The organism is Hephaestia caeni, assembly GCF_003550065.1.
GTDB lineage: Bacteria > Pseudomonadota > Alphaproteobacteria > Sphingomonadales > Sphingomonadaceae > Sphingomonas > Sphingomonas caeni_A.
The window spans coordinates 735,225-754,582 of record NZ_QXDC01000004.1 but is presented as its reverse complement, the minus strand read 5'-3'; the positions used below and the strand labels follow the sequence as shown (position 1 = coordinate 754,582).

The window sequence follows — 19,358 nt, the reverse complement described above, 5'->3', positions numbered from 1 at the left end:
TCGGCCACCGCGGCCTCAGCCGGCATCGAAGGGCTGGGTGCCCACAGGCCGGCCCTCGGCATCGAGCCGGATCGCCTCGATCCGCGCCTGCGCGGCATCGAGCCGGTCGGCGCAGCGGCGGCGCAGCTTGTTGCCGCGTTCGTAGAGGTCGATGGCGTCTTGCAGCGGCGTCTCGCCGCTTTCGAGCCTGGAGACGATCGCCTCCAGTTCGTGCAGCGCTTCCTCGAAGCTCAAATCCTCGATCGGTCGGTCGGCGGTCATGATCGTGCTATGCGGCAGGGAAACGAGAAGGGTCAAGGATACGCGCGCACCCGCGCCGCGTTGAGCGACCGACGACTCGAGGGAGAAGCTTTCCATGCTGACGAGCATCAATCCGGCGACCGGCGACACGATCGCGACCTACGAGGCGCTCACCGATGCCGGGATCGAGCAACGGCTCGCGCGCGCGCACGCCGCGTTCGCGCAGTGGCGGGTGAGCGATTACCAGACCCGCACCGCGCTGCTCGGCCGAATCGCCGATGCGTTCGAGGCCGACAAACACGCGCTCGCGGAAATCGCCACGCGCGAAATGGGCAAGACGCTCAAAAGCGCGATCGCCGAGGTCGAGAAATGCGCTACCGCCTTCCGGCATTATGCCCAGCACGGGCCGGCGATGCTGGAGGATCGGCGCTTCGACACCGCGAGCGGCACCGCGACCGCGCGCTGGCTGCCGATGGGGCCGGTGCTCGCGGTGATGCCGTGGAATTTCCCTTACTGGCAGGTCATCCGCTTCGTCGCGCCGACGATCATGGCGGGCAATGTCGGGCTGCTCAAACATGCCTCGAACGTGCAGGGCGTCGCGGCGGCGATAGAGGCGACCATCCTCAAGGCCGGCGCACCCGCCGGACTGTTCCAGAATCTCGCGATCCCGAGCGCGAAGGTGGCGGGCATCATCGCCGACGATCGCGTCGTCGCGGTGACGCTGACGGGCAGCGAGGGCGCGGGCATGGCGGTCGCGGCGGCGGCGGGCAAGGCGCTCAAGAAGGTCGTGCTCGAACTGGGCGGCTCCGATCCGTTCATCGTCATGCCCTCGGCCGATATCGCCAAGGCGGCCGCAACCGCGGTGACGGCACGCATCCAGAACACCGGCCAGTCGTGCATCTGCGCCAAGCGGATGATCGTCCACGCCGAGGTCTACGATGCCTTCATGGAGACATTCATCGCGGGCATGAAGGCGGTGAAAGCGGGCGATCCGATGGATGCGGCGACCGACATGGGGCCGCTGTCGAGCGCGGAACAGCGCCAGACGGTGGTCGCCCAGTTGCGGGAATTGACCGGGGCGGGCGCGCGGCTGCTGTTCGGCGGCGAGGCATTGCCCGGCAAGGGCGCCTATATGTCCGCGGGCGTGCTGGTCGACGTGCCGCTCGACGACCCCGTGGCGAACGAGGAATTGTTCGGCCCCGTCGCGATGGTGTTCAAGGTCGCCGACATGGATGAGGCCATCGCGACGGCGAACGCGGTGCCCTTCGGGCTGGGTTCGAGCGTGTGGACCAACGACGCGGCGGAAAAGGAGCGCTTCGCCCGCGACATCGACGCGGGGATGACCGCGATCAACCAGATGCTCGCCAGCGCCCCGGCGGCGCCGTTCGGCGGCGTCAAACGCTCGGGCCACGGCCGCGAGCTGGGGCCGTACGGGCTGCACGAATTCATGAACTTGAAGGCCGTGATGGAGTAATCGCCCGTCATGCCAGCGTAGGCTGGCATCCATGTCTCTCGCCGCCAACGTCATCGTCGGGCGCGACAGAGATAGATCCCGGCCTTCGCTGGGGTGACGAAGTTACCTCTCCGCCATCACCTCGGCGATCAGATCCTTGCGGCTCAATTTGCCGACCATCGTCTTGGGCAGCGCGGTGCGGATGACGACCTCATCGACGCGCTCGTGCTTGCCCAGTTGCGGGTTGAGCCACGCGGTGAGCGCCTCGGGGGGTTCGGTGGCGCCGTCGTTCAGCGTCACATAGGCGCGCGGATGCTCGCCGCGATAGGTGTCGGGCAGGCCGATCACCAGCGCTTCCTTCACCGCGGGGTGCCGGTAGAGCACTGCTTCGATCTGGCTCGGGAATACCTTGAAGCCGCCGACCGCGATCATGTCTTTGAGGCGATCGACGATGCGGATGAAACCATCCTCGTCGATCGTGCCGACATCGCCGGTGCGCAGCCAGCGCGTGCCCTCGGCATCGGTGACGAACACCTTGGCATCGGCATCGGGCCGGTTCCAATAGCCGCGCATGATCTGCGGGCCGGCGGCGACGATCTCGCCGGGCTCGCCCTCGGGGGCGGGGCGATGCGGATCGTCCTTGTCGACCAGCCGAACGCGGGTGCCGGGGATCGGCTGGCCGATCGTGCCCGATTTGCCGTCGCCCTCATACGGATTGCACGAGACCACGCCCGAGCTTTCCGACAGGCCGTATCCCTCGACCAGCCGCGCGCCGGCCGTCGCCTCGAATTTCGCCTTGAGTTCGGCCGGCAGCGGTGCGCCGCCCGAGACGCACACGCGCAGATGCGCGAAATCGGTCGCACCGACCCTGGGATCGTCGAGCAGCGCCTGATACATGGTCGGCACGCCGGGCAGCGCGGTCGCAGCGGTGCGATCGAGTGTGCTCAGCACCTGCCCGGCGTGGAAGCGCGGCAGCATGACGATGCAGCCGCGGTTCGCGACCGTCCGGTTGAGCACGCAGGTATTGGCGAAGACGTGGAACAGCGGCAGCACACCGACGATCCGGTCCTCGGTGCCGGGCAGCGGATCGAGCCCCATCACCTGCCGGGCGTTGGCGGACAGGTTCTGGTGGCTGAGCATCGCGCCCTTGGGCGTCCCCGTGGTGCCGCCGGTATATTGGATCAGCGCGATCGTGCGGTCGGGGTCGATCGCGGGCGCCTCGTAAGCGCCGTCATTGTCGATCAGCGCCGAAAAGGCGGTGATGCGCGCGTCGTCGGGGCGTTTGGCGACCTCCTTGCCGCGGAACAGGCGATAGAAAAGCGATTTGGTCGGCGGCAGCGCGCCTGCGACCGACCCGACGATCAGGCGTTCGAGCCCGGAACTGTCGAGCACTTCGAGCGCGGTCGGCAGCAAGGCTGTCGCCGAGAGCGTGAACAGCAGCTTCGTCCCCGAATCGGCGACCTGATGCGCCAGTTCCTGCGGCGTATAGAGCGGCGAGAAATTGACCACCGTCGCGCCGAGCTTGAGGATGCCGTAATAGGCTGCGACGTAATGCGGCACGTTGGGGAGGAACAGCCCGATCCGGTCGCCGGGGCCATAGCCCAGCGCCTTCAAGCCGCTCGCGACGCGATTGGCGCCGTCGAGCGTCTCGGCATAGTTGTACGCCCGCCCGAGGAAATCGATCAGCGGTCGCGCCGCCGCTTCGGCGCATGCCTGATCGAACAGCTCGACCATCGTCTGCGGAGGGAAATGCGTTTCCCACGGCACGGGATGGCGATAGGCGGTGCGCCAGACGCGCTCGGGATCGTTCATCGGTGCGGGGGGTGGCACGCCGCTGTCGGACTGCACGTCAGCGCGCGTGTTCGAGGTGATCGATCGTCCAGGTGAACAGCAACGCGCCGGCCGTGGTGCCGAGATCGACCACAGCCTGCACCTGAACGGCGTCATGCCCCGACGGCACGCTGGTGCTCAGCCGGATATCGGGCGCGTGCTGCATGCCCAGCACGAGCAGCAGCGCGACGATCACCGCCAATCCGATTCTGCGCGCGCGCATCGAGCCTCCTTCGCGTGGCCGGCAAGGATACAGGATCCCCGCCGCTCCTACAAGCGCCCGCGGGGGAGCGCGCCGGCGCCGAATTTCGAACCGCAAGCTCAGGCGGCAAACGCGATCGAATAGGCGGCGCGCGCGCGATCGCGGCCGTCGGATTTGGCGTCGAGCAACGCGCGGTCGGCGGCGCGGTAGAGCTGCTTCCAGTCGGGCTCGGTCAGCAGCGGCCCGACGCTGCCGCCGATGCTGGCGGTGACGGTAAGGTCGAACGGCATCCGTTCGGTGCGGAGCCGCGCGAGGATTTGCTCGGGCGCGAGGCCGGCGCCGGCGTCGCCGATGATCGCGAACTCCTCGCCGCCGATGCGGGCGACGAGCGCCCCTTCGGGCACCGAGGTGCGCAGCACGCGCGCGAAGCGGCACAGCACCTCGTCGCCACCGTCATGCCCGATCGTGTCGTTGACGTGCTTGAAATGGTCGAGATCGGCGAGCAGCAGGATCTGGTCGCCGGTGCGGCCGATCGCCTCGCGCAGGAAGGCCCGGCGGTTGAGCAGCCCGGTCAGCGGATCGGTATCGGCAAGCGCGCGCGCGGCGACTTCCTGGCGGATCGCGGCGTCGCGTTCGCGGCTCAGCAGGCGGATGCGATAGGCGATCGCGACGCTCGACAGCATCGCCTCGATCGCCATCGACGCGATCGTCGAATTGTCGATCCAGAAATGCCACGCGACGAGATCGAGGTTGTTGGCGAGGCGCGCGCCGGCGAACGCGATCGGCATCGCCCACGCCACGGCGAACAACCACAGATAGTTGCTCTTCATCCGCCATGCCCGCCACATGATCGGCACCGTGAGCACCAGCAGCCCGAGAAAGGCGAGCGCGTAGAGCCGGTCGAGCAGCGCGATCCGCCACGGCGCCAGGCCGGCAAACAGCGCCGCGGTGCCGAGCAGTGCCACGATCGTCGCGGTGCAGGCGCGCGCGAGCCACGGCGTGAAGATGCGCTCCTCGAAAAAGCTGCGCGCGAAGGCGACCGCGGCGGCGGCGGAGACGGCGAGCAGCAGATAGTTGATCCGCAGCCGATCGTTGTTGAGGACATCGGGGAAGGTCCAGGCCAGCGCGCCCGAGGAGGAGAACGCATAGGCCGCAAGCGCGCCGACCATCGCGCAATAAGCGAGCTGGAAGCGGTGCCTCAGGGCGCCCCACAGCGCGAGGTTATAGATGAACAGCGCGATGCAGATGCCGCCGAATCCGGCATAGAATGCCGCCATCGTCAGGTTCGATCGCGCCGCCTGCCCGAGCTTCGCGATGCGCGGGTCGACCACGATTCCGCGCAGGTTCGATGCTCCCTCGACATGCCAGAGCATCCGTACGGCCGACATATCGGCGCGCGCCGGCACGCGCTGCGCGATGATCGCGCCGAGCGCGAGGTTGCGGGTCGCCCCCTGGCCGTCGATGGCGAAGCGGGCGATCGTGCCGTCCGCGTAGAGGACATGGAGCGTGATGCGTTGCTGCCACAGGCTCGCGATGCGGACCTGAAACGCCCGGCCCGCGTCGATCCGGGTCGGCTGCGACAGCACCCAGAAATCGCCCGCGCCCCAATCGGTCTGGCGCCGCGTGCAATCGAATCGGGCGGGATCGTCGAACAGCGCGCGCGCGGTCATGCCGGGCGCGGCGCGCGCCACGCACACGTTGAGCGGGGTGCCGACGTTACCGGCTTGCGCCTGCACGCGCTCCGCGCCGAACATGAACGCCAGCGCCGCCAGCATCAGCGCCAGCGCGCGATAGAGACGACCCCCCGTCATGCGGCGACCCTAGCCGAAGATCGCCAACAGATTGTAAATGCACAATCCGTTTCGTCAGCGTTCCGATCAGCAGATCTTGCCCTTCATGAACCCGCCCAGGCTGGGTTTGCACTTCTTTTTCTGCTGCTTCGGCGCGTCGTCCGTCCGCGCGCCGTCATCGCGCTCGCTGCCGCCCGACATCGCGCCCATGCCGGGCATACCCAGCATCAGGCTGGTGTTTGATTTATACCGCACCCGCGCCGTCCAGTCGGGCGCCCATGCGGTGGGCGCGTTCTTCGGCCGCGGCGGATAGGAGAAATCGGCCTCTGGGCCGTAGGCGTAGAGCTGCGTCATCATCATCGCGCCGGCCGCGGCCTTGACCTCGGCGGGCACCGTACAATTCGTCTGGCTGGGGGGCATCACCACTTTCTCGCCGATCAACCGGCGCACGGTCGCCGGTGCGATCCAGTCGGTCAGCCCGGCGCCGAACTCCTGCCGCCCGGCCGAGGTCCACCAGACCATGTCGCCGCCGTCGCCGCCGGTGCCCTGCGCGCCGATGATCCACGCGTAATAGCCGGTCGCGGCATCGACCGGCTGCCAGTTCAGCGCGACCGACCCGTCGGCGCCCGGCGCGGACGAGGCGCGGAGCGCGGGCATGAAATCCTGCGTCAGCGCGAACTTGATCTCGGGGCTGTAATTGCCCGCGACCCGATGGTCGCCGATCAGCGATGCGCCCGTCGGCACGGTGGTGCGCTTGGCCTTGCTGTTGGGCCACTCGCCGAAGGTGCGGCTGGAGGCGGCGGTCGGCCCGGTTTCGACGGGCACGTTCGACGAGAACAGATTCGGCGGCATCTGCCCTTGGGCGAGTTTCGAGAAATCGATCACGACCGGCTGGCCTGCCCCGGCATGGACGCCGCAGCCCCAGAACAGCAGCAGCCGCCCTTTCGGTCGCTGGAAATCGTCCGGTGTGTCGGTGGACGTCCGGTCGCTCGCCCCGCTCGTCCGTTGCGGCGTGACGAGCGGCACCGAAACGCCGAGCTTCATATCGGCGGGCATGAAATGATCCGCCGCCGGCGCGCCCGTCGCCGCTTCGGTCGATCCCAGCCGCAGCGTGAGTTGATGCGAGGCATTGCCGCCGCTGCCGCGCAGCATCGCGAGCGGGTTGCCGCCGCCGCCCATGAAGCCGCTCGTCGTGGCGACATCCATCCAATAGCGCGCCTTGGGCGTCGCGCCGGGCGGCTGCGCGGTCAGCCCCGCGAGCCCGAGCGCGCCGATTCCCAACACCGCGCCACCCACCAGCAGCGCGCGACCATGACGTGCCATGCTCGATCTCCCCAGAGCAAAAACAAGAGCTTATCACGTCACGGAATCAAGAAATTGTACGAACGCGACAGCCGAAGACGTCATGCCCGACGCGTTGCGGAGGACGCAAGTAGGTGCGGGGCGGAAACCCGTCCGCCCCGCTCGTCCCGTTACTTGGCCTTGATCGTCTCGGCTTTCTTGCCGCCGCCCTTCTTGCGCGGCTTCTTGGGTGCCGCGGGTGTGAGCTGGAACGCGAGCTGGCCGTCCTTGACGGTGACATCGACCTCGCCGCCGTGGAGGAGCTTGCCGAACAGCAATTCCTCGGCAAGCGGCTGTTTGATCTTTTCCTGGATCAGGCGGCTCATCGGGCGCGCGCCGTAGAGCTTGTCGTAGCCGCGCTCGGTGAGCCACGCCTTCGACGCATCGTCGAGCTGGATGTGGACCTGCCGGTCGGCGAGCTGGAGTTCGAGCTGGAGGATGAATTTGTCCACCACACGCGCGACGACCTCGGGCGGCAGATAGCTGAACGGCACGATCGCATCGAGGCGGTTGCGGAATTCGGGGGTGAACATCTTCTTCACCGCTTCCTCATCCTCACCCTCGCGGCTCGACACGCCGAAGCCCAGTGCCTCGCGTGCCATGTCGGAGGCGCCCGCATTGGTCGTCATGATCAGGATGACGTTGCGGAAATCGACCGTCTTGCCGTGGTGATCGGTCAATTTGCCGTTGTCCATCACCTGCAACAGGATGTTGAACAGGTCCGGGTGCGCCTTCTCGATCTCGTCGAGCAGCAGCACCGAATGCGGGTTCTGGTCGACCGCGTCGGTCAGCAAACCGCCCTGATCGTAACCGACATAGCCCGGCGGCGCGCCGATCAGCCGGCTGACCGAATGGCGCTCCATATATTCGCTCATGTCGAAGCGCTGGAGCGGGATGCCCATGATGCTCGCGAGCTGGCGCGCCACCTCGGTCTTGCCGACGCCGGTGGGGCCGGTGAACAGGTAATTGCCGATCGGCTTGTCGGGATCGCGAAGCCCTGCGCGGCTCAGCTTGATCGCCGAGGCGAGCTTCTCGATCGCCTCGTTCTGCCCGAACACGACGCGCTTCAGGTCGGTCTCGAGGCTTTCGAGCGCCTTCTTGTCGTCGGTCGAGACCGATTTGGGCGGGATGCGCGCCATCGTCGCGATCACGGCCTCGATCTCCTTGGGGGTGATCGTCTTGCGGCGCTTCGATGGGGCCACGAGCATTTGCATCGCGCCGACCTCGTCGATCACGTCGATCGCCTTGTCGGGCAGCTTGCGGTCGTTGATGTAGCGTGCCGACAATTCGACCGCGCTCTTGAGCGCGTCGGGCGTGTATTTGACCGAATGGTGCTTCTCGAACGCGCTGCGCAGCCCCGCGAGGATCTTGATCGTGTCCTCGATCGTCGGCTCGTTGACGTCGATCTTCTGGAACCGGCGCAGCAGCGCGCGGTCCTTCTCGAAATGGTTGCGGAATTCCTTGTAGGTGGTCGAGCCGATGCAACGGATCGTCCCCCCCGACAGCGCGGGCTTCAAGAGGTTCGACGCATCCATCGCGCCGCCGCTGGTGGCGCCGGCGCCGATCACCGTATGGATTTCGTCGATGAACAGCACCGCGTGGGGCAGTTTCTCCAGTTCGGAAACCACCGCCTTCAGCCGCTCCTCGAAATCGCCGCGATAGCGCGTGCCGGCGAGCAGCGCGCCCATGTCGAGCGAATAGATCACCGCTTCCTTGAGCACGTCGGGCACGTCGCCTTCGACGATCTTGCGCGCCAGCCCTTCGGCGATCGCGGTTTTGCCGACGCCGGGGTCGCCCACATAGAGCGGATTGTTCTTGCTGCGGCGGCACAGGATCTGGATCGTGCGATCGACCTCGGGGCCGCGCCCGATCAGCGGATCGACCTTGCCGTTCTCGGCCTTCTCGTTGAGGTTGACCGTGAATTGCTTGAGCGCGCTTTCGCTCTTGGTCTTGTCGGCCTTGGCGGATTTCTCCTCGTCGGCGCCCTTGGGGGTCGCCGCTTCGGCGGCCGCACCGCCCTTGCCGACGCCGTGGCTGATGAAGCTGACCGCGTCGAGCCGGCTCATATCCTGCTGTTGGAGGAAATAGACCGCGTAGCTCTCACGCTCGGAGAACAGGGCCACGAGCACGTTTGCGCCGGTCACCTCGTCGCGGCCCGACGACTGGACGTGCAGGATCGCGCGCTGGACGACGCGCTGGAACCCGCTGGTGGGCGAGGGATCGGTCGCCTGGTCGACCTTGAGCGCTTCAAGCTCGGTATCGAGATAATGCGTGACGGTGGCCTTGAGGTCGCCGAGATCGACGCTGCACGCATCCATGACCTTGGAGGCGTGCTCGTCGTCGACCAGCGCCAGCAGCAGATGTTCGAGCGTGGCATATTCGTGGCGCCGCGAACTCGCGGCTTCGAGCGCCTTGTGCAGCGTGGTTTCGAGCGCGGGGGCGAAAGACGGCATTAGGGGTTCACTCCTTGCGGGCCACAGCACGCGCGGCCCTTTGCTCCCATGTCGGAAGCGAGGGGCCTCGCATCAAGCGCCAGCCGTCCGTACCTCGGTGTCGGCGTCGCCGCCGGCGCGAAGGTGCGGTTCGCGCTCATCGCTTGAATAAGGCGTCGGCGCTTGCGCGATGGTTAACGGCGGTGTCGCGGTGGCGACGAATCCGCCCGATCTCCGCTTCCAGCGCGGCAATCCGCGCGTCGAGTTCGGCGACCGACAGCGGATCGAGATCCTGACGCGCCAGCATCGTCAGCGGGTCGTCGCGCCGGAGGGGAAGATTCTCCTCGGAATCCATGCGGCCAAGCGTTGACCGGCACGGCCGCGATGTCAATAACGCGCCGGCGGGAAAGGGGGGACCCGATATCATGACCGTGCTGCCCGAAACGATGATCGCGATCGACCCTGAGAATGGGGGCGGCCCGGAAGTGCTGGTGCCCGCCCGGCGCCCCACGCCGCGCCCCGGCCCGGCCGACGTGCTGATTCGCGTCGCCGCCGCCGGGGTCAATCGCCCCGACGTGCTCCAGCGCAAGGGCGCCTATCCGCCGCCGCCCGGTGCGCCGTCGATCCTCGGGCTCGAAATCGCGGGCGAGGTCGTCGCGCTCGGCGCCGGCGTCGACGGGGCACTGCTCGGCCAACGGGTCTGCGCGCTCGTCGCCGGTGGCGGCTATGCGCAATATGCGGTCGCGCCCGCGGGGCAATGCCTGCCGGTGCCACAAGCGCTGTCGATGGTCGAGGCGGCGGCGATCCCCGAGACGCTCTACACCGTGTGGACCAACCTGTTCGAGCGCGCCTATGTCGCCGAGGGCGACACCGTCCTCGTCCACGGCGGCACCAGCGGGATCGGCACGATGGCGATCAAGCTCGCGGCGCTGTTCGGGCTGACGATCATCGTGACGGCGGGTTCGGACGCGAAATGCGCCGCCGCGCGCGCGCTCGGCGCCGATCACGCGATCAACTACAAGACGCAGGATTTCGTCGCCGAGGTGAAGGCGATCACCGGCGGCGCGGGGGTGACGGCGGTGCTCGACATGGTCGGCGGCGATTACGTGCCGCGCAACCTGCAATGCCTCGCCGACGACGGCCGCCACGTCTCGATCGCGGTGCAGGGCGGTGCTGTGGCGACGATCCCGGTGTTCGAGGTGATGCGCCGCCGGCTGACGCTCACCGGCTCGACGCTGCGTCCGCGCGACGCCGTGTTCAAGGCGCTGGTCACCGACGAACTCGCGCGCACCGTCTGGCCGTTCGTCGAGGCGGGGCGCCTGAAGCCCGAGATCGACACCACCTTCCCGCTCGCCCAGGCCGCCGACGCGCACCGCCGGCTCGAATCGGGCGACCATGTCGGCAAGATCGTGCTGACGATGGAATGACGCGCGCCGCCTGCGTCATCCCCGCGAAAGCGGGGACCCATCTCCTACTCTGGCACGAGAGGGAACGGACATGAGCGGCGGCTACCTCTATATCCTCGCCAACCGCAAGAACGGCGCGCTCTACACGGGCGTGACGGCCGACATCGCCGCACGCATGATGCAGCACAAAGCCGGCAAGGGCAGCAAATTCTGCCGCGAGTACGGGATCGATACGCTCGTCTATGTCGAGCCGGCCGAGCATATCGAGGATGCCATTGCCCGCGAAAAGGCGATCAAGAAGTGGCGTCGCGCCTGGAAGATCGACCTGATCGAGAAAGCCAATCCCGACTGGCGCGACTTGTTCTTCGATCTCGTTTGAGAGTGCGCCTTTCGGCGCTTCGAAAATCGCTCTTTCGCGATTTCTCAAACACACTCTTCGATCTCAACCGTTGACCTGCGGGCACTCGTCGGAGATGGGTCCCCGCTTTCGCGGGGATGACCGACGATGGACAAGCTGATCCTTCACGAAGACCCCGTTTCGGGCAATTGCTACAAGATCCGCCTCACCGCGGCGCTGCTCGGCATTCGCATGGAGCGCGTCGAATACGATATCATGAAGGGCGAAACGCGCACGCCCGAGTTTCTGGCACACATCAATCCCGTCGGGCGGATTCCGGTGCTTCAGGTCGGGCAGCGCTTCCTGCCTGAAAGCAACGCGGCGTGCTGCTATCTGGGCGAGGGGTCGGCGCTGGTGCCGGGCGACCGGTTTGGGCGCGCCGATATGCTGCGCTGGATGTTCTTCGAGCAATATCATCACGAACCCAATGTCGCGACCGTGCGCTATTGGCTGACGATGGTGGGCACCGACGCGTTGAGCGAGCTTCAGCGCAGCATGATCCCCGGCAAAAGGCTGGCAGGCGAAGCGGCGCTCCAGCAGATGGAGGACCACCTTTCGCTCCACGACTGGTTCGTCGGGGATGCGGCCAGCCTCGCCGATATCGCGCTGTTCGCCTATACCCATGTCGCGGGCGAAGGCGGGTTCGATCTCGGGCTCTATCCGCATGTCGGCGCCTGGATCGCGCGGGTGCGGGCGCTCCCCAAATTCGTGCCGATGCGGGATTGAACGGTGCCTGCTTCGAGCGGGTGCTGCCGAGGAATATGCGCGAAAACCTTGCCACGCCGCGCGGCCCGCATTAAGTCGGGTGCCTGGCACGGCCGCTCCGCGAGGGGCGGCCCTTATTGTATCTGAGAAGGATTCCACCGTGGCCCAGCCGCTCATGCCGCACGCGACCGCTTCGTGGCTGGTCGACAATACCGCGCTCAGCTTCGAGCAGATCGCGGATTTTTGCGGCCTCCACATCCTCGAGGTCCAGGCGATCGCCGACGATACCGCCGCGACCAAGCTGACGGGGCGCGATCCCGTGCGCGCGCATGAACTGACGATCGAGGAAATCGACAAGGGCCAGGCCGACCCCGATTACCGCCTCCAGATGTCGAAAGGCCCCGAGCAGGTGCGCCGCACCAAGGGGCCGCGCTACACCCCCGTTTCCAAGCGGCAGGACAAGCCCGACGGCATTGCCTGGATCATCCGCAACCACCCCGAGATCACCGATGGGCAGATCGGCGTGCTGATCGGCACCACGCGGACGACGATCCAGGCGATCCGCGAGCGCAGCCATTGGAACATCGCCAATATCACCCCCAAGGATCCGGTGACGCTGGGGCTGTGTTCGCAGCGTGAGCTGGATGCGGCGGTGATCAAGGCGGGCAAGGCGGCGGGGCTCGAAGCGCCGGTCGACAACCGGCTCGCGGGCGATCGCGAGGCGCTGATCAGCGAATTGCGCGCCGAGCGCGAACAGGCCGCGCGCGAGGCCGAAGACGCCGCCAATGGCGATACCGCGACCCCGCAGGGCTTCGTCGATCCGTTCCAGCGCTGAAGCGCCCGTTTGGAAATGCGCCTTTGGGCGCATTGCGGCACCGCCCTCCAGCGCCATTCCAACGATGCTGCGCATCGCCGGAACCTTGGGCGCTTCCGCCCGCTCCCCCACCCGGCCTTCCACAGCGTATCCTGACTGGGTGGCCGGGTGGGGGAGCGGGCCGGTGCCGCAACGGAAATCGCCCTTTCGCGATTTCCCAAACAGCCGCGTCGGCGTTCAATCCGGGCGCCGGACGGTGTACGTTCTTCCGAACCGCCGCGAGGCGATTCGGAAAGGGCCGCATATGACGGAACTGCGTCAGCGCGCGATCGCGATCTACGACGCGTTCACCCATGACCATCGCGATCGCCGGACCTTGCTCCGGCAGATGGTCGCGCTCGCCGGATCGGTGGCGGCCGCCGAGGCGCTGATTGCCGGGATCGCGGCCACGCCTGCCGCGGCGGCGGTCGTCGAGCCCGACGATGCCCGGCTCCGTGTCGATCGCGAGACCTATGCGGTCGATGATAGCAGGCGTCTCGGCGCCTATGTCGCCGCGCCTGTCGCCGGGCAGGCCAGCGATCGCGGCGCGGTGATCGTGATCCACGAGAATCGAGGGCTCACCACGCATATCGAGGATATCGCGCGCCGGATCGCGCTCGCGGGCTTTTTTGCGGTCGCGCCGGACTTGCTCAGCGATCAGGGCGGAACGCCCGCCGACGAGGACAAGGCGCGCGACATGATCGGCGTCGCCGATCTCGGCGCGTTGACCGCCGATACGGTTGCGCTCGTCAAAAAGCTGCGTCTGATAGAGGGTAGCGGCAAGGTCGGCGTGGTGGGCTTCTGCTGGGGCGGCGCGATGGTGAACCGGGTCGCGGTCGCCGCCGGCCCAGCGCTGGCGGCGGGGGTCAGCTATTACGGGCCGGCCCCCGATCCGGCCGAGGCGGTGAAGGTCGCCGCACCGCTGATGTTCCATTATGCCGGGCTCGACACGCGTGTCGCCGCGACCGGAGAGCCCTGGGTCGCGGCGTTGAAGGCGGCGGGCAAGGACGTGAGCGCCTACACCTATCCGGGCGTCAACCACGCGTTCAACAACGATACCTCGGCCGATCGCTACGACGCCGCGGCGGCGGCGCTCGCCTGGGGCCGGACGATCGAATTTCTGCATCGCTATCTTGACGCGGCGGCGTAATTCGTTCTCATTATGTTCTGAAATCGAATCGGGAGAGAGCCGATGGCAAGCGACCTCGTCTTCTATACCAATCCGCAATCGCGCGGGCGGATCGTCCGCTGGATGCTCGAGGAAATCGGCGCGCCCTACGAAACGCAGGTGATGGAGTATGCCTCGACGATGAAGGGCGACGCCTATCGCGCGATCAACCCGATGGGCAAGGTGCCCGCGATCGTCCATCACGGCCGTGTCGTCACCGAATGCGCGGCGATCTGCGCCTATCTGGCGGATGCCTTTCCCGAGGCCAGGCTCGCGCCGCCGATCGCCGACCGCGCCGATTATTATCGCTGGCTGTTCTTCGCCGCCGGGCCGGTCGAACAGGCGGTGACCAACAAGGCGCTCCATGCCGAGGCGACCCCCGAGCAGAGCCGGATGCTCGGCTATGGCAGCTACGATCTCGCGGTCGACGTGCTCGAACAAGCGGTGTCGCGGCACGATTATATCGCCGGTGACCGTTTTTCCGCCGCCGATGTCTATGTCGGCTCGCAGGTCGGCTGGGGGCTCCAGTTCGGTACGCTGCCCAAGCGCGATGCCTTCACCGCCTATGTCGGCCGGCTGATGGCGCGCGACGCCTATGCCCGCGCGAACGAGAAGGACGATGCGCTGGCGAACGAGGCGGCCTAGGGTCAGGACCCTGGCATGGAAAGGTCGTGCTCCTGCGAAAGCAGGAGCCCAGGGTATGGAACGTGTCGCTCGTGACACTGGGCTCCTGCTTTCGCAGGAGCACGAGGGGCTGATTCCAAACCGCTTTCCTGCCCGAGCCGGCACGGCTAGGATCGGACGTGAACCTAGGGGAACGCCGTCCATGCTGCCGACAGGACCGAACACACCGCCGTCCAGCACCGTCTGGAAGGTCGTCCATTTCCCGCTGGTGCTGCTCGTCATCGGGCTCGCCTTCATGGTGGCCGCTGGGGCGCTGGCGACGATCGTGTCGACGGTGCTGCGCGCGACCGGCGCGGACGGAAACGGCCCGATGGCGGTTGTGCTCGGCGCGGTCGTCGCGGCGATCTTCACGGGCGCCTATCTCGCCTTCGTGTGGCTGGTCGAGCGCCGGCGGCCGACCGCGTTCGGGCTTTCGGGCTGGGCGCGCGAACTCGGCGCGGGGCTGCTGATCGGTTTCCTGATCTTCTCCGCGATCGTCGGCGTGATCGCGCTGTTCGGCGGCTACCGCGTGGTCGGCACGCGGGGGCCCGAGGTGCTGTGGCCGGTGATCGGGATCGCGCTGATCTCGGGCTTCAGCGAAGAGATCATCATGCGCGGCGTGATCTTCCGGCTGATCGAACGCTGGCTCGGAAGCTGGATTGCGCTCGCGATCTCGGCGGCATTATTCGGGGCGGGGCATCTCGCCAACCCCAATGCGAGCTGGTTCGCTGCGGTCTGCATCGCGCTCGAGGCGGGGATCATGCTCGGTGCGATCTACATGGTCACGCGCCGTCTATGGGCGGCGGTCGGCATCCACGCGGCATGGAATTTCACGCAAGGCGGGATTTACGGCATCGCGATCTCGGGGCTCGACACGCAGGGGCTGCTCGTTCCGCGCATCAGCGGTTCCGACCTGCTGACCGGCGGCGCGTTCGGCGCGGAAGCGTCGCTTCCGGCGCTGGTGCTCGCGACCGCGCTCGGCGTGGCGCTGCTCGTGATCGCCTATCGCAAGGGCAATTTCGTCGCGCCCTTCTGGATGCGGCGGGGCGCATCCGTCGAGCCCGTCGCCGCGACCTGAGCCGCGGCCGCGCGCCGCGTCATTTACTGCCCGGCGCCGGCGCGCAGCGATAGACGAGCTTCTCGTTGGGCAGGGCGGGCAGCGTCGCGCGGATCGCCGCCTGATGCGATGCCAGCGCCTGCCGCTGCGCGTCGCCCGAGGCGCAGGCGGCGGGCTCCTCGCCGCGGGCGGTGCGGGCCGCCGCCATCGCGGGCGAATCGAGCAGGTAGCGCGTGGCGGTGTAGGTCGAGGTCGCGGGATCGAAGCCGAGCACCGAGACGGTGTCCTCGGTATCGGGCACCAGCACGCGCTGCCACGTGCCGCCCGCCGGCAGATATTGGGTGCGCCCGTTGACGCAGCCGTTGGGGCGCCAGTCGATCGTCACATCCTCGGTGCTCGAGACGGTCGCGCGGCTGCGCTCGGGCACGAAGCGGCAGAGTAGGCGGCCGCTCGGCGCGGGCGGTGTCGCAGTGTCGCCCGAGGTGCCGCCGGCGAGCCCGGCGGTGGCGAGCGAGACCGCGCCGTCGGGCCGGCTGAAGAACACCGCGATCGCCGCGACGAAGAAAGCGGCGGCCGCGATTCCCGCCCAGGTCGCGTGCCGCTTCTCGCCGCGCGTCGTGAGCAAGGTGGCGCCGCCCACCGCGAGCGCGCCCGCGACCAGCAGCACGGCGGCGAGCGCCATGAAATTCTCGGCGATCCGTTCCTCGCGCGCGCGGGCGTCGGCGAGCGCCTGCTCCTGCTTCATCGCTTCGGCCTGGGCATGGGCGCGTTTGGCGGCCTCGGCGGCGGCGCGCTCCTGCTCGGCGGCCTCGGCGTCGGCGGCGAGGCGGTTCTCGATGCTGGTGCACGGCGTGCCGACCGACTGATAGGCTTGCCCGGCCTCGCGCAGGAATTGGGCAAGCTCGCTGTCGGCGATCGCGAAGGCGAAACTCGAATCGCCGTCCTGCCCGCCGGTGATCGCCGAATTGACCCCGATCACGCGCCCGCACGGATCGAGTAGCGGCCCGCCCGAATTGCCGCGCGCGATGCCGGCGGTGTGGAGCAGCACACGCACCCCCGCCAGGCTGCGCGCGCCCGAGAACACGCCCTGCGAGCGCACCGGCGAGAGGGGCGTGATGTAATCGAGCGCCGATTGCGCGGTCGCGAGATCGACATTGCCGGGATAGCCCAGCGCCACCACCTGCGCACCGTCGCTCATCGGCCCGTTGTAGAGCGTGACGGGGGGCAGCCGCGCGCCGTCGAACGCGATCTCGGCAAGGTCACGTGCGGGATCATAGGCGACCACGCGGCCGCGAAAGGTCCTGTCGCCCTGTGAGGGGACGATGCCGATCACGACATGCGCAGGGTCGCGCGCGGCAAGCTCGACGACATGCGCGTTGGTGACGATCCGGTCGGGCGCGATCGCGAAGCCGCTGCCGTGGCCGAAATCGCCGACCTGATCGCCGTCGAACGCGATCGTCACGACGCGCACCACGCCGCGCGCGGCGGCTGAGATGTCGTCGGCGCGCGCGGGCTGCACGAACGCCGCCACCATCGCCAGGATCAGCAGAAAACGCGCCATTCGATTCCTCACTATCGCCGCTGCCCGCCTTCGACGATCGGCGGGTGGCGTTCAAGCGTCACACGAAGCTATACGGATCGACATCGACCGCAACGCGCACCTTGGGCTTCCAGTCGAGCCCGCCGAGCCAGTCGCGGATCACGTCCTGCACGTCGAGCGCGCGCCGCGCGTGGACGAGCAGGCGGAAGCGGTGGCGCCCGCGCAGCATCGCCAGCGGCGCGGGGGCGGGGCCGTAGACGTGCATCCCCTCGATCCGGGGCGCGGTGCGGGCGATCCGCAGCGCGATGTCGTGCGCGGCGTCCTTGTCCTCCGAACTGACGACGATCGCGGCATAGCGGCCGAACGGCGGCGCGCCCGCCTCGCGCCGCGCCTCGGTTTCGGCGGCGTAGAAGGAGTCGGCGTCGCCGGTGATCAGCGCCTGCATCACCGCCGCCCCCGGCGCGTGCGTCTGGAGGAACACCTTGCCCGGTTTCTCGCCGCGCCCGGCGCGCCCCGATACCTGCATGATCTGGTGGAAGGTGCGCTCCGCCGCGCGCAGGTCGCCGCCCTCGAGGCCGAGATCGGCGTCGATCACGCCCACCAATGTCAGGTTGGGGAAATGATAGCCCTTGGTCACCAGTTGCGTGCCGACGACGATGTCGATGTCGCCTGCCTCCATGCGGTGGACGAACTCGGCGGCCTTGGCGGGCGACCAGATCGTGTCCGAGGTGACGATCGCCGCTTTGGCGTCGGGCCAGAGCGCCGCGACCTCGTCGGCGATCCGTTCGACGCCGGGGCCGCACGCGACCAGACTGTCCTCATTGCCGCATTCGGGGCAGGCGCGCGGTACCGGCTCGATATGCCCGCAATGGTGGCAGGCAAGCCGCCGCGTCAGGCGGTGCTCGACCATCCAGGCGGTGCAATTGGGGCATTGGAAGCGGTGCCCGCAGGTGCGGCACAAGGTCAGCGGCGCATAGCCACGGCGGTTGAGGAACAGCAGCACCTGTTCGCGGCGCGCCAGCGTCTCGTCGATCGCGTTGACCAGCGGCGGCGCGATCCAGCGGCCGCGCTCGGGTGGGTGCGCGATCAGGTCGAGGCCCGTGATTTCCGGCATTTCGGCGCTGCCGTAGCGGCCGGGGAGCTTCAATTCCTTGTAGCGCCCGATCTCGACCTGATGGCGAGTCTCGATCGCGGGGGTCGCCGAGGCGAGCACGACCGGGCATTTCTCGAACAGCCCGCGCATCACCGCCACGTCGCGCGCATGGTAATGGACGCCGTCCTCCTGCTTGAAACTGGTCTCGTGCGCCTCGTCGACGACGATCACGCCAAGGTTGGCATAGGGCAGGAACAGGGCCGATCGCGCGCCCACCGTCACCAGCGCCTGCCCCTCGGCGATCTGCCGCCACGCGCGGCGACGCTGCGATTGGCGCAGCCCCGAATGCCAGGCCACCGGCTCGCAGCCGAAGCGCTGGGTGAAACGCTTGAGGAACGGCTCGGTCAGCGCGATCTCGGGCAGCAGGACGAGGCTCTGGCGCCCGGCGGCGATGGCGGCGGCGATGGCCTCGAAATAGACCTCGGTCTTGCCCGATCCGGTGACGCCGTCGAGCAGCCAGGGCTCGAAATCACGCGCCTCGACCGCCGCGATCAGCGCCTGCGCCGCCGTGTGCTGGTCGGGCGAAAGCGTCGGCACGCCGCGGCTTGGGTCGGGCAGCGGGAAGGGGCTGTCGATATCGACCTCGACCGCTTCGATCGCCCCGGCCTTGACGAGCCCGCGGATCACCCCGTCGGAGACGTCGGCGGCGATCGCGAGTTCGCGGATCAGCCCCTGCCGGTCGCCGATCCGCTCCAGCGCCTGCGCACGCTGCGGCGTCATGCGTGTCGGCGGCGTGCCCGTCGCGCGATATTCGGTGATCGTGCGCCCGCCTTCGAGCGCCGAGGTCGACGCGAGCGTCATCCGCGCCACCGCGGCGGCAGGGGCAAGATAATAATCCGCGGTCCATTCGATCAGCCGCCGCAAGGGCGCGGCGAGCGGCGGCGCGGGCATCACGTTCACCAGATTGCGCAGCCGATTGTCGCCGACCTCGGCGTCCGACGGCATCCGCTCGGGTTCCCAGACGATGCCGACGAGCTGGCGCGGGCCGAGCGGCGCGACGACGATCGAGCCGGGCTCAACCTCCATCCCGTGCGGCACGCGATAATCGAGCGGGCCGAGCGCGGCATTCATCACGAGGACACGGGCACGGGAGGAGACCATGCCCTTCACATAGCGTGTCGCGAGCGT

The 19,358-nt window shown here is 68.1% G+C and carries 17 protein-coding genes; 8 read left to right on the top strand and 9 right to left on the bottom strand.

Features of this window, described 5'->3' with window-relative positions; translation table 11 throughout:
• Positions 1–15 precede the first annotated feature (15 nt).
• Positions 16–261 carry an exodeoxyribonuclease VII small subunit gene (locus tag DFR49_RS18155; RefSeq protein WP_119037304.1) on the bottom strand — a complete coding sequence of 82 codons (246 nt, stop codon included), beginning with the start codon at positions 259–261 and terminating at the stop codon, positions 16–18.
• Between the two features lie 94 nt (positions 262–355).
• Between DFR49_RS18155 and DFR49_RS18150 the strand changes: the two genes are divergently transcribed.
• Entirely contained in the window at positions 356–1,714 is a 1,359-nt protein-coding gene (locus DFR49_RS18150) for an NAD-dependent succinate-semialdehyde dehydrogenase (RefSeq protein WP_119037062.1), read from the top strand.
• Between the two features lie 102 nt (positions 1,715–1,816).
• Here DFR49_RS18150 and DFR49_RS18145 read toward each other — a convergent pair whose 3' ends face one another.
• From DFR49_RS18145 to DFR49_RS18120, 6 genes are all read right to left on the bottom strand, one after another.
• Positions 1,817–3,505 carry an AMP-binding protein gene (locus DFR49_RS18145; RefSeq protein WP_119037303.1) on the bottom strand — a complete coding sequence of 563 codons (1,689 nt, stop codon included), beginning with the start codon at positions 3,503–3,505 and terminating at the stop codon, positions 1,817–1,819.
• A gap of 37 nt (positions 3,506–3,542) precedes the next feature.
• Positions 3,543–3,746, bottom strand: coding sequence for a hypothetical protein (locus DFR49_RS18140; RefSeq protein ID WP_119037061.1), 204 nt, complete (start codon positions 3,744–3,746; stop codon positions 3,543–3,545).
• Between the two features lie 98 nt (positions 3,747–3,844).
• Positions 3,845–5,536 (bottom strand): GGDEF domain-containing protein, encoded by a 1,692-nt coding sequence (locus DFR49_RS18135; protein ID WP_245968626.1) that lies wholly within the window; start codon positions 5,534–5,536, stop codon positions 3,845–3,847.
• A 66-nt stretch (positions 5,537–5,602) separates the two neighbouring features.
• Complete coding sequence (locus DFR49_RS18130; RefSeq protein ID WP_245968625.1) at positions 5,603–6,838, bottom strand: hypothetical protein; 1,236 nt, start codon at positions 6,836–6,838, stop codon at positions 5,603–5,605.
• A 149-nt stretch (positions 6,839–6,987) separates the two neighbouring features.
• On the bottom strand, positions 6,988–9,309 hold the full coding sequence (gene clpA / locus DFR49_RS18125) for an ATP-dependent Clp protease ATP-binding subunit ClpA (RefSeq protein WP_119037060.1): 2,322 nt from the start codon (positions 9,307–9,309) through the stop codon (positions 6,988–6,990).
• A 136-nt stretch (positions 9,310–9,445) separates the two neighbouring features.
• A complete protein-coding gene (locus tag DFR49_RS18120; protein ID WP_119037059.1) occupies positions 9,446–9,643 on the bottom strand; it encodes a DUF1192 domain-containing protein in 198 nt (65 codons plus the stop codon).
• A gap of 70 nt (positions 9,644–9,713) precedes the next feature.
• Between DFR49_RS18120 and DFR49_RS18115 the strand changes: the two genes are divergently transcribed.
• From DFR49_RS18115 to DFR49_RS18085, 7 genes are all read left to right on the top strand, one after another.
• Complete coding sequence (locus DFR49_RS18115) at positions 9,714–10,715, top strand: NAD(P)H-quinone oxidoreductase (protein ID WP_211325930.1); 1,002 nt, start codon at positions 9,714–9,716, stop codon at positions 10,713–10,715.
• A 70-nt stretch (positions 10,716–10,785) separates the two neighbouring features.
• Positions 10,786–11,073, top strand: coding sequence for a GIY-YIG nuclease family protein (locus DFR49_RS18110; RefSeq protein WP_119037058.1), 288 nt, complete (start codon positions 10,786–10,788; stop codon positions 11,071–11,073).
• A 126-nt stretch (positions 11,074–11,199) separates the two neighbouring features.
• Positions 11,200–11,817 (top strand): glutathione S-transferase family protein, encoded by a 618-nt coding sequence (locus DFR49_RS18105; RefSeq protein ID WP_119037057.1) that lies wholly within the window; start codon positions 11,200–11,202, stop codon positions 11,815–11,817.
• A gap of 139 nt (positions 11,818–11,956) precedes the next feature.
• Positions 11,957–12,631 (top strand): DUF1013 domain-containing protein, encoded by a 675-nt coding sequence (locus DFR49_RS18100; protein WP_119037056.1) that lies wholly within the window; start codon positions 11,957–11,959, stop codon positions 12,629–12,631.
• Between the two features lie 283 nt (positions 12,632–12,914).
• Positions 12,915–13,799 carry a dienelactone hydrolase family protein gene (locus DFR49_RS18095; RefSeq protein WP_119037055.1) on the top strand — a complete coding sequence of 295 codons (885 nt, stop codon included), beginning with the start codon at positions 12,915–12,917 and terminating at the stop codon, positions 13,797–13,799.
• A gap of 42 nt (positions 13,800–13,841) precedes the next feature.
• On the top strand, positions 13,842–14,462 hold the full coding sequence (locus DFR49_RS18090; protein ID WP_119037054.1) for a glutathione S-transferase family protein: 621 nt from the start codon (positions 13,842–13,844) through the stop codon (positions 14,460–14,462).
• Positions 14,463–14,643: 181 nt separating this feature from the next.
• A complete protein-coding gene (locus DFR49_RS18085) occupies positions 14,644–15,558 on the top strand; it encodes a CPBP family intramembrane glutamic endopeptidase (protein ID WP_119037053.1) in 915 nt (304 codons plus the stop codon).
• Positions 15,559–15,577: 19 nt separating this feature from the next.
• On the opposite strand, the gene DFR49_RS18080 is transcribed toward DFR49_RS18085, so the two are convergent.
• Entirely contained in the window at positions 15,578–17,098 is a 1,521-nt protein-coding gene (locus DFR49_RS18080; RefSeq protein ID WP_119037052.1) for a trypsin-like peptidase domain-containing protein, read from the bottom strand.
• Between the two features lie 58 nt (positions 17,099–17,156).
• On the bottom strand, positions 17,157–19,331 hold the full coding sequence (locus tag DFR49_RS18075) for a primosomal protein N' (protein ID WP_119037051.1): 2,175 nt from the start codon (positions 19,329–19,331) through the stop codon (positions 17,157–17,159).
• Between the last annotated feature and the right edge of the window lie 27 nt (positions 19,332–19,358).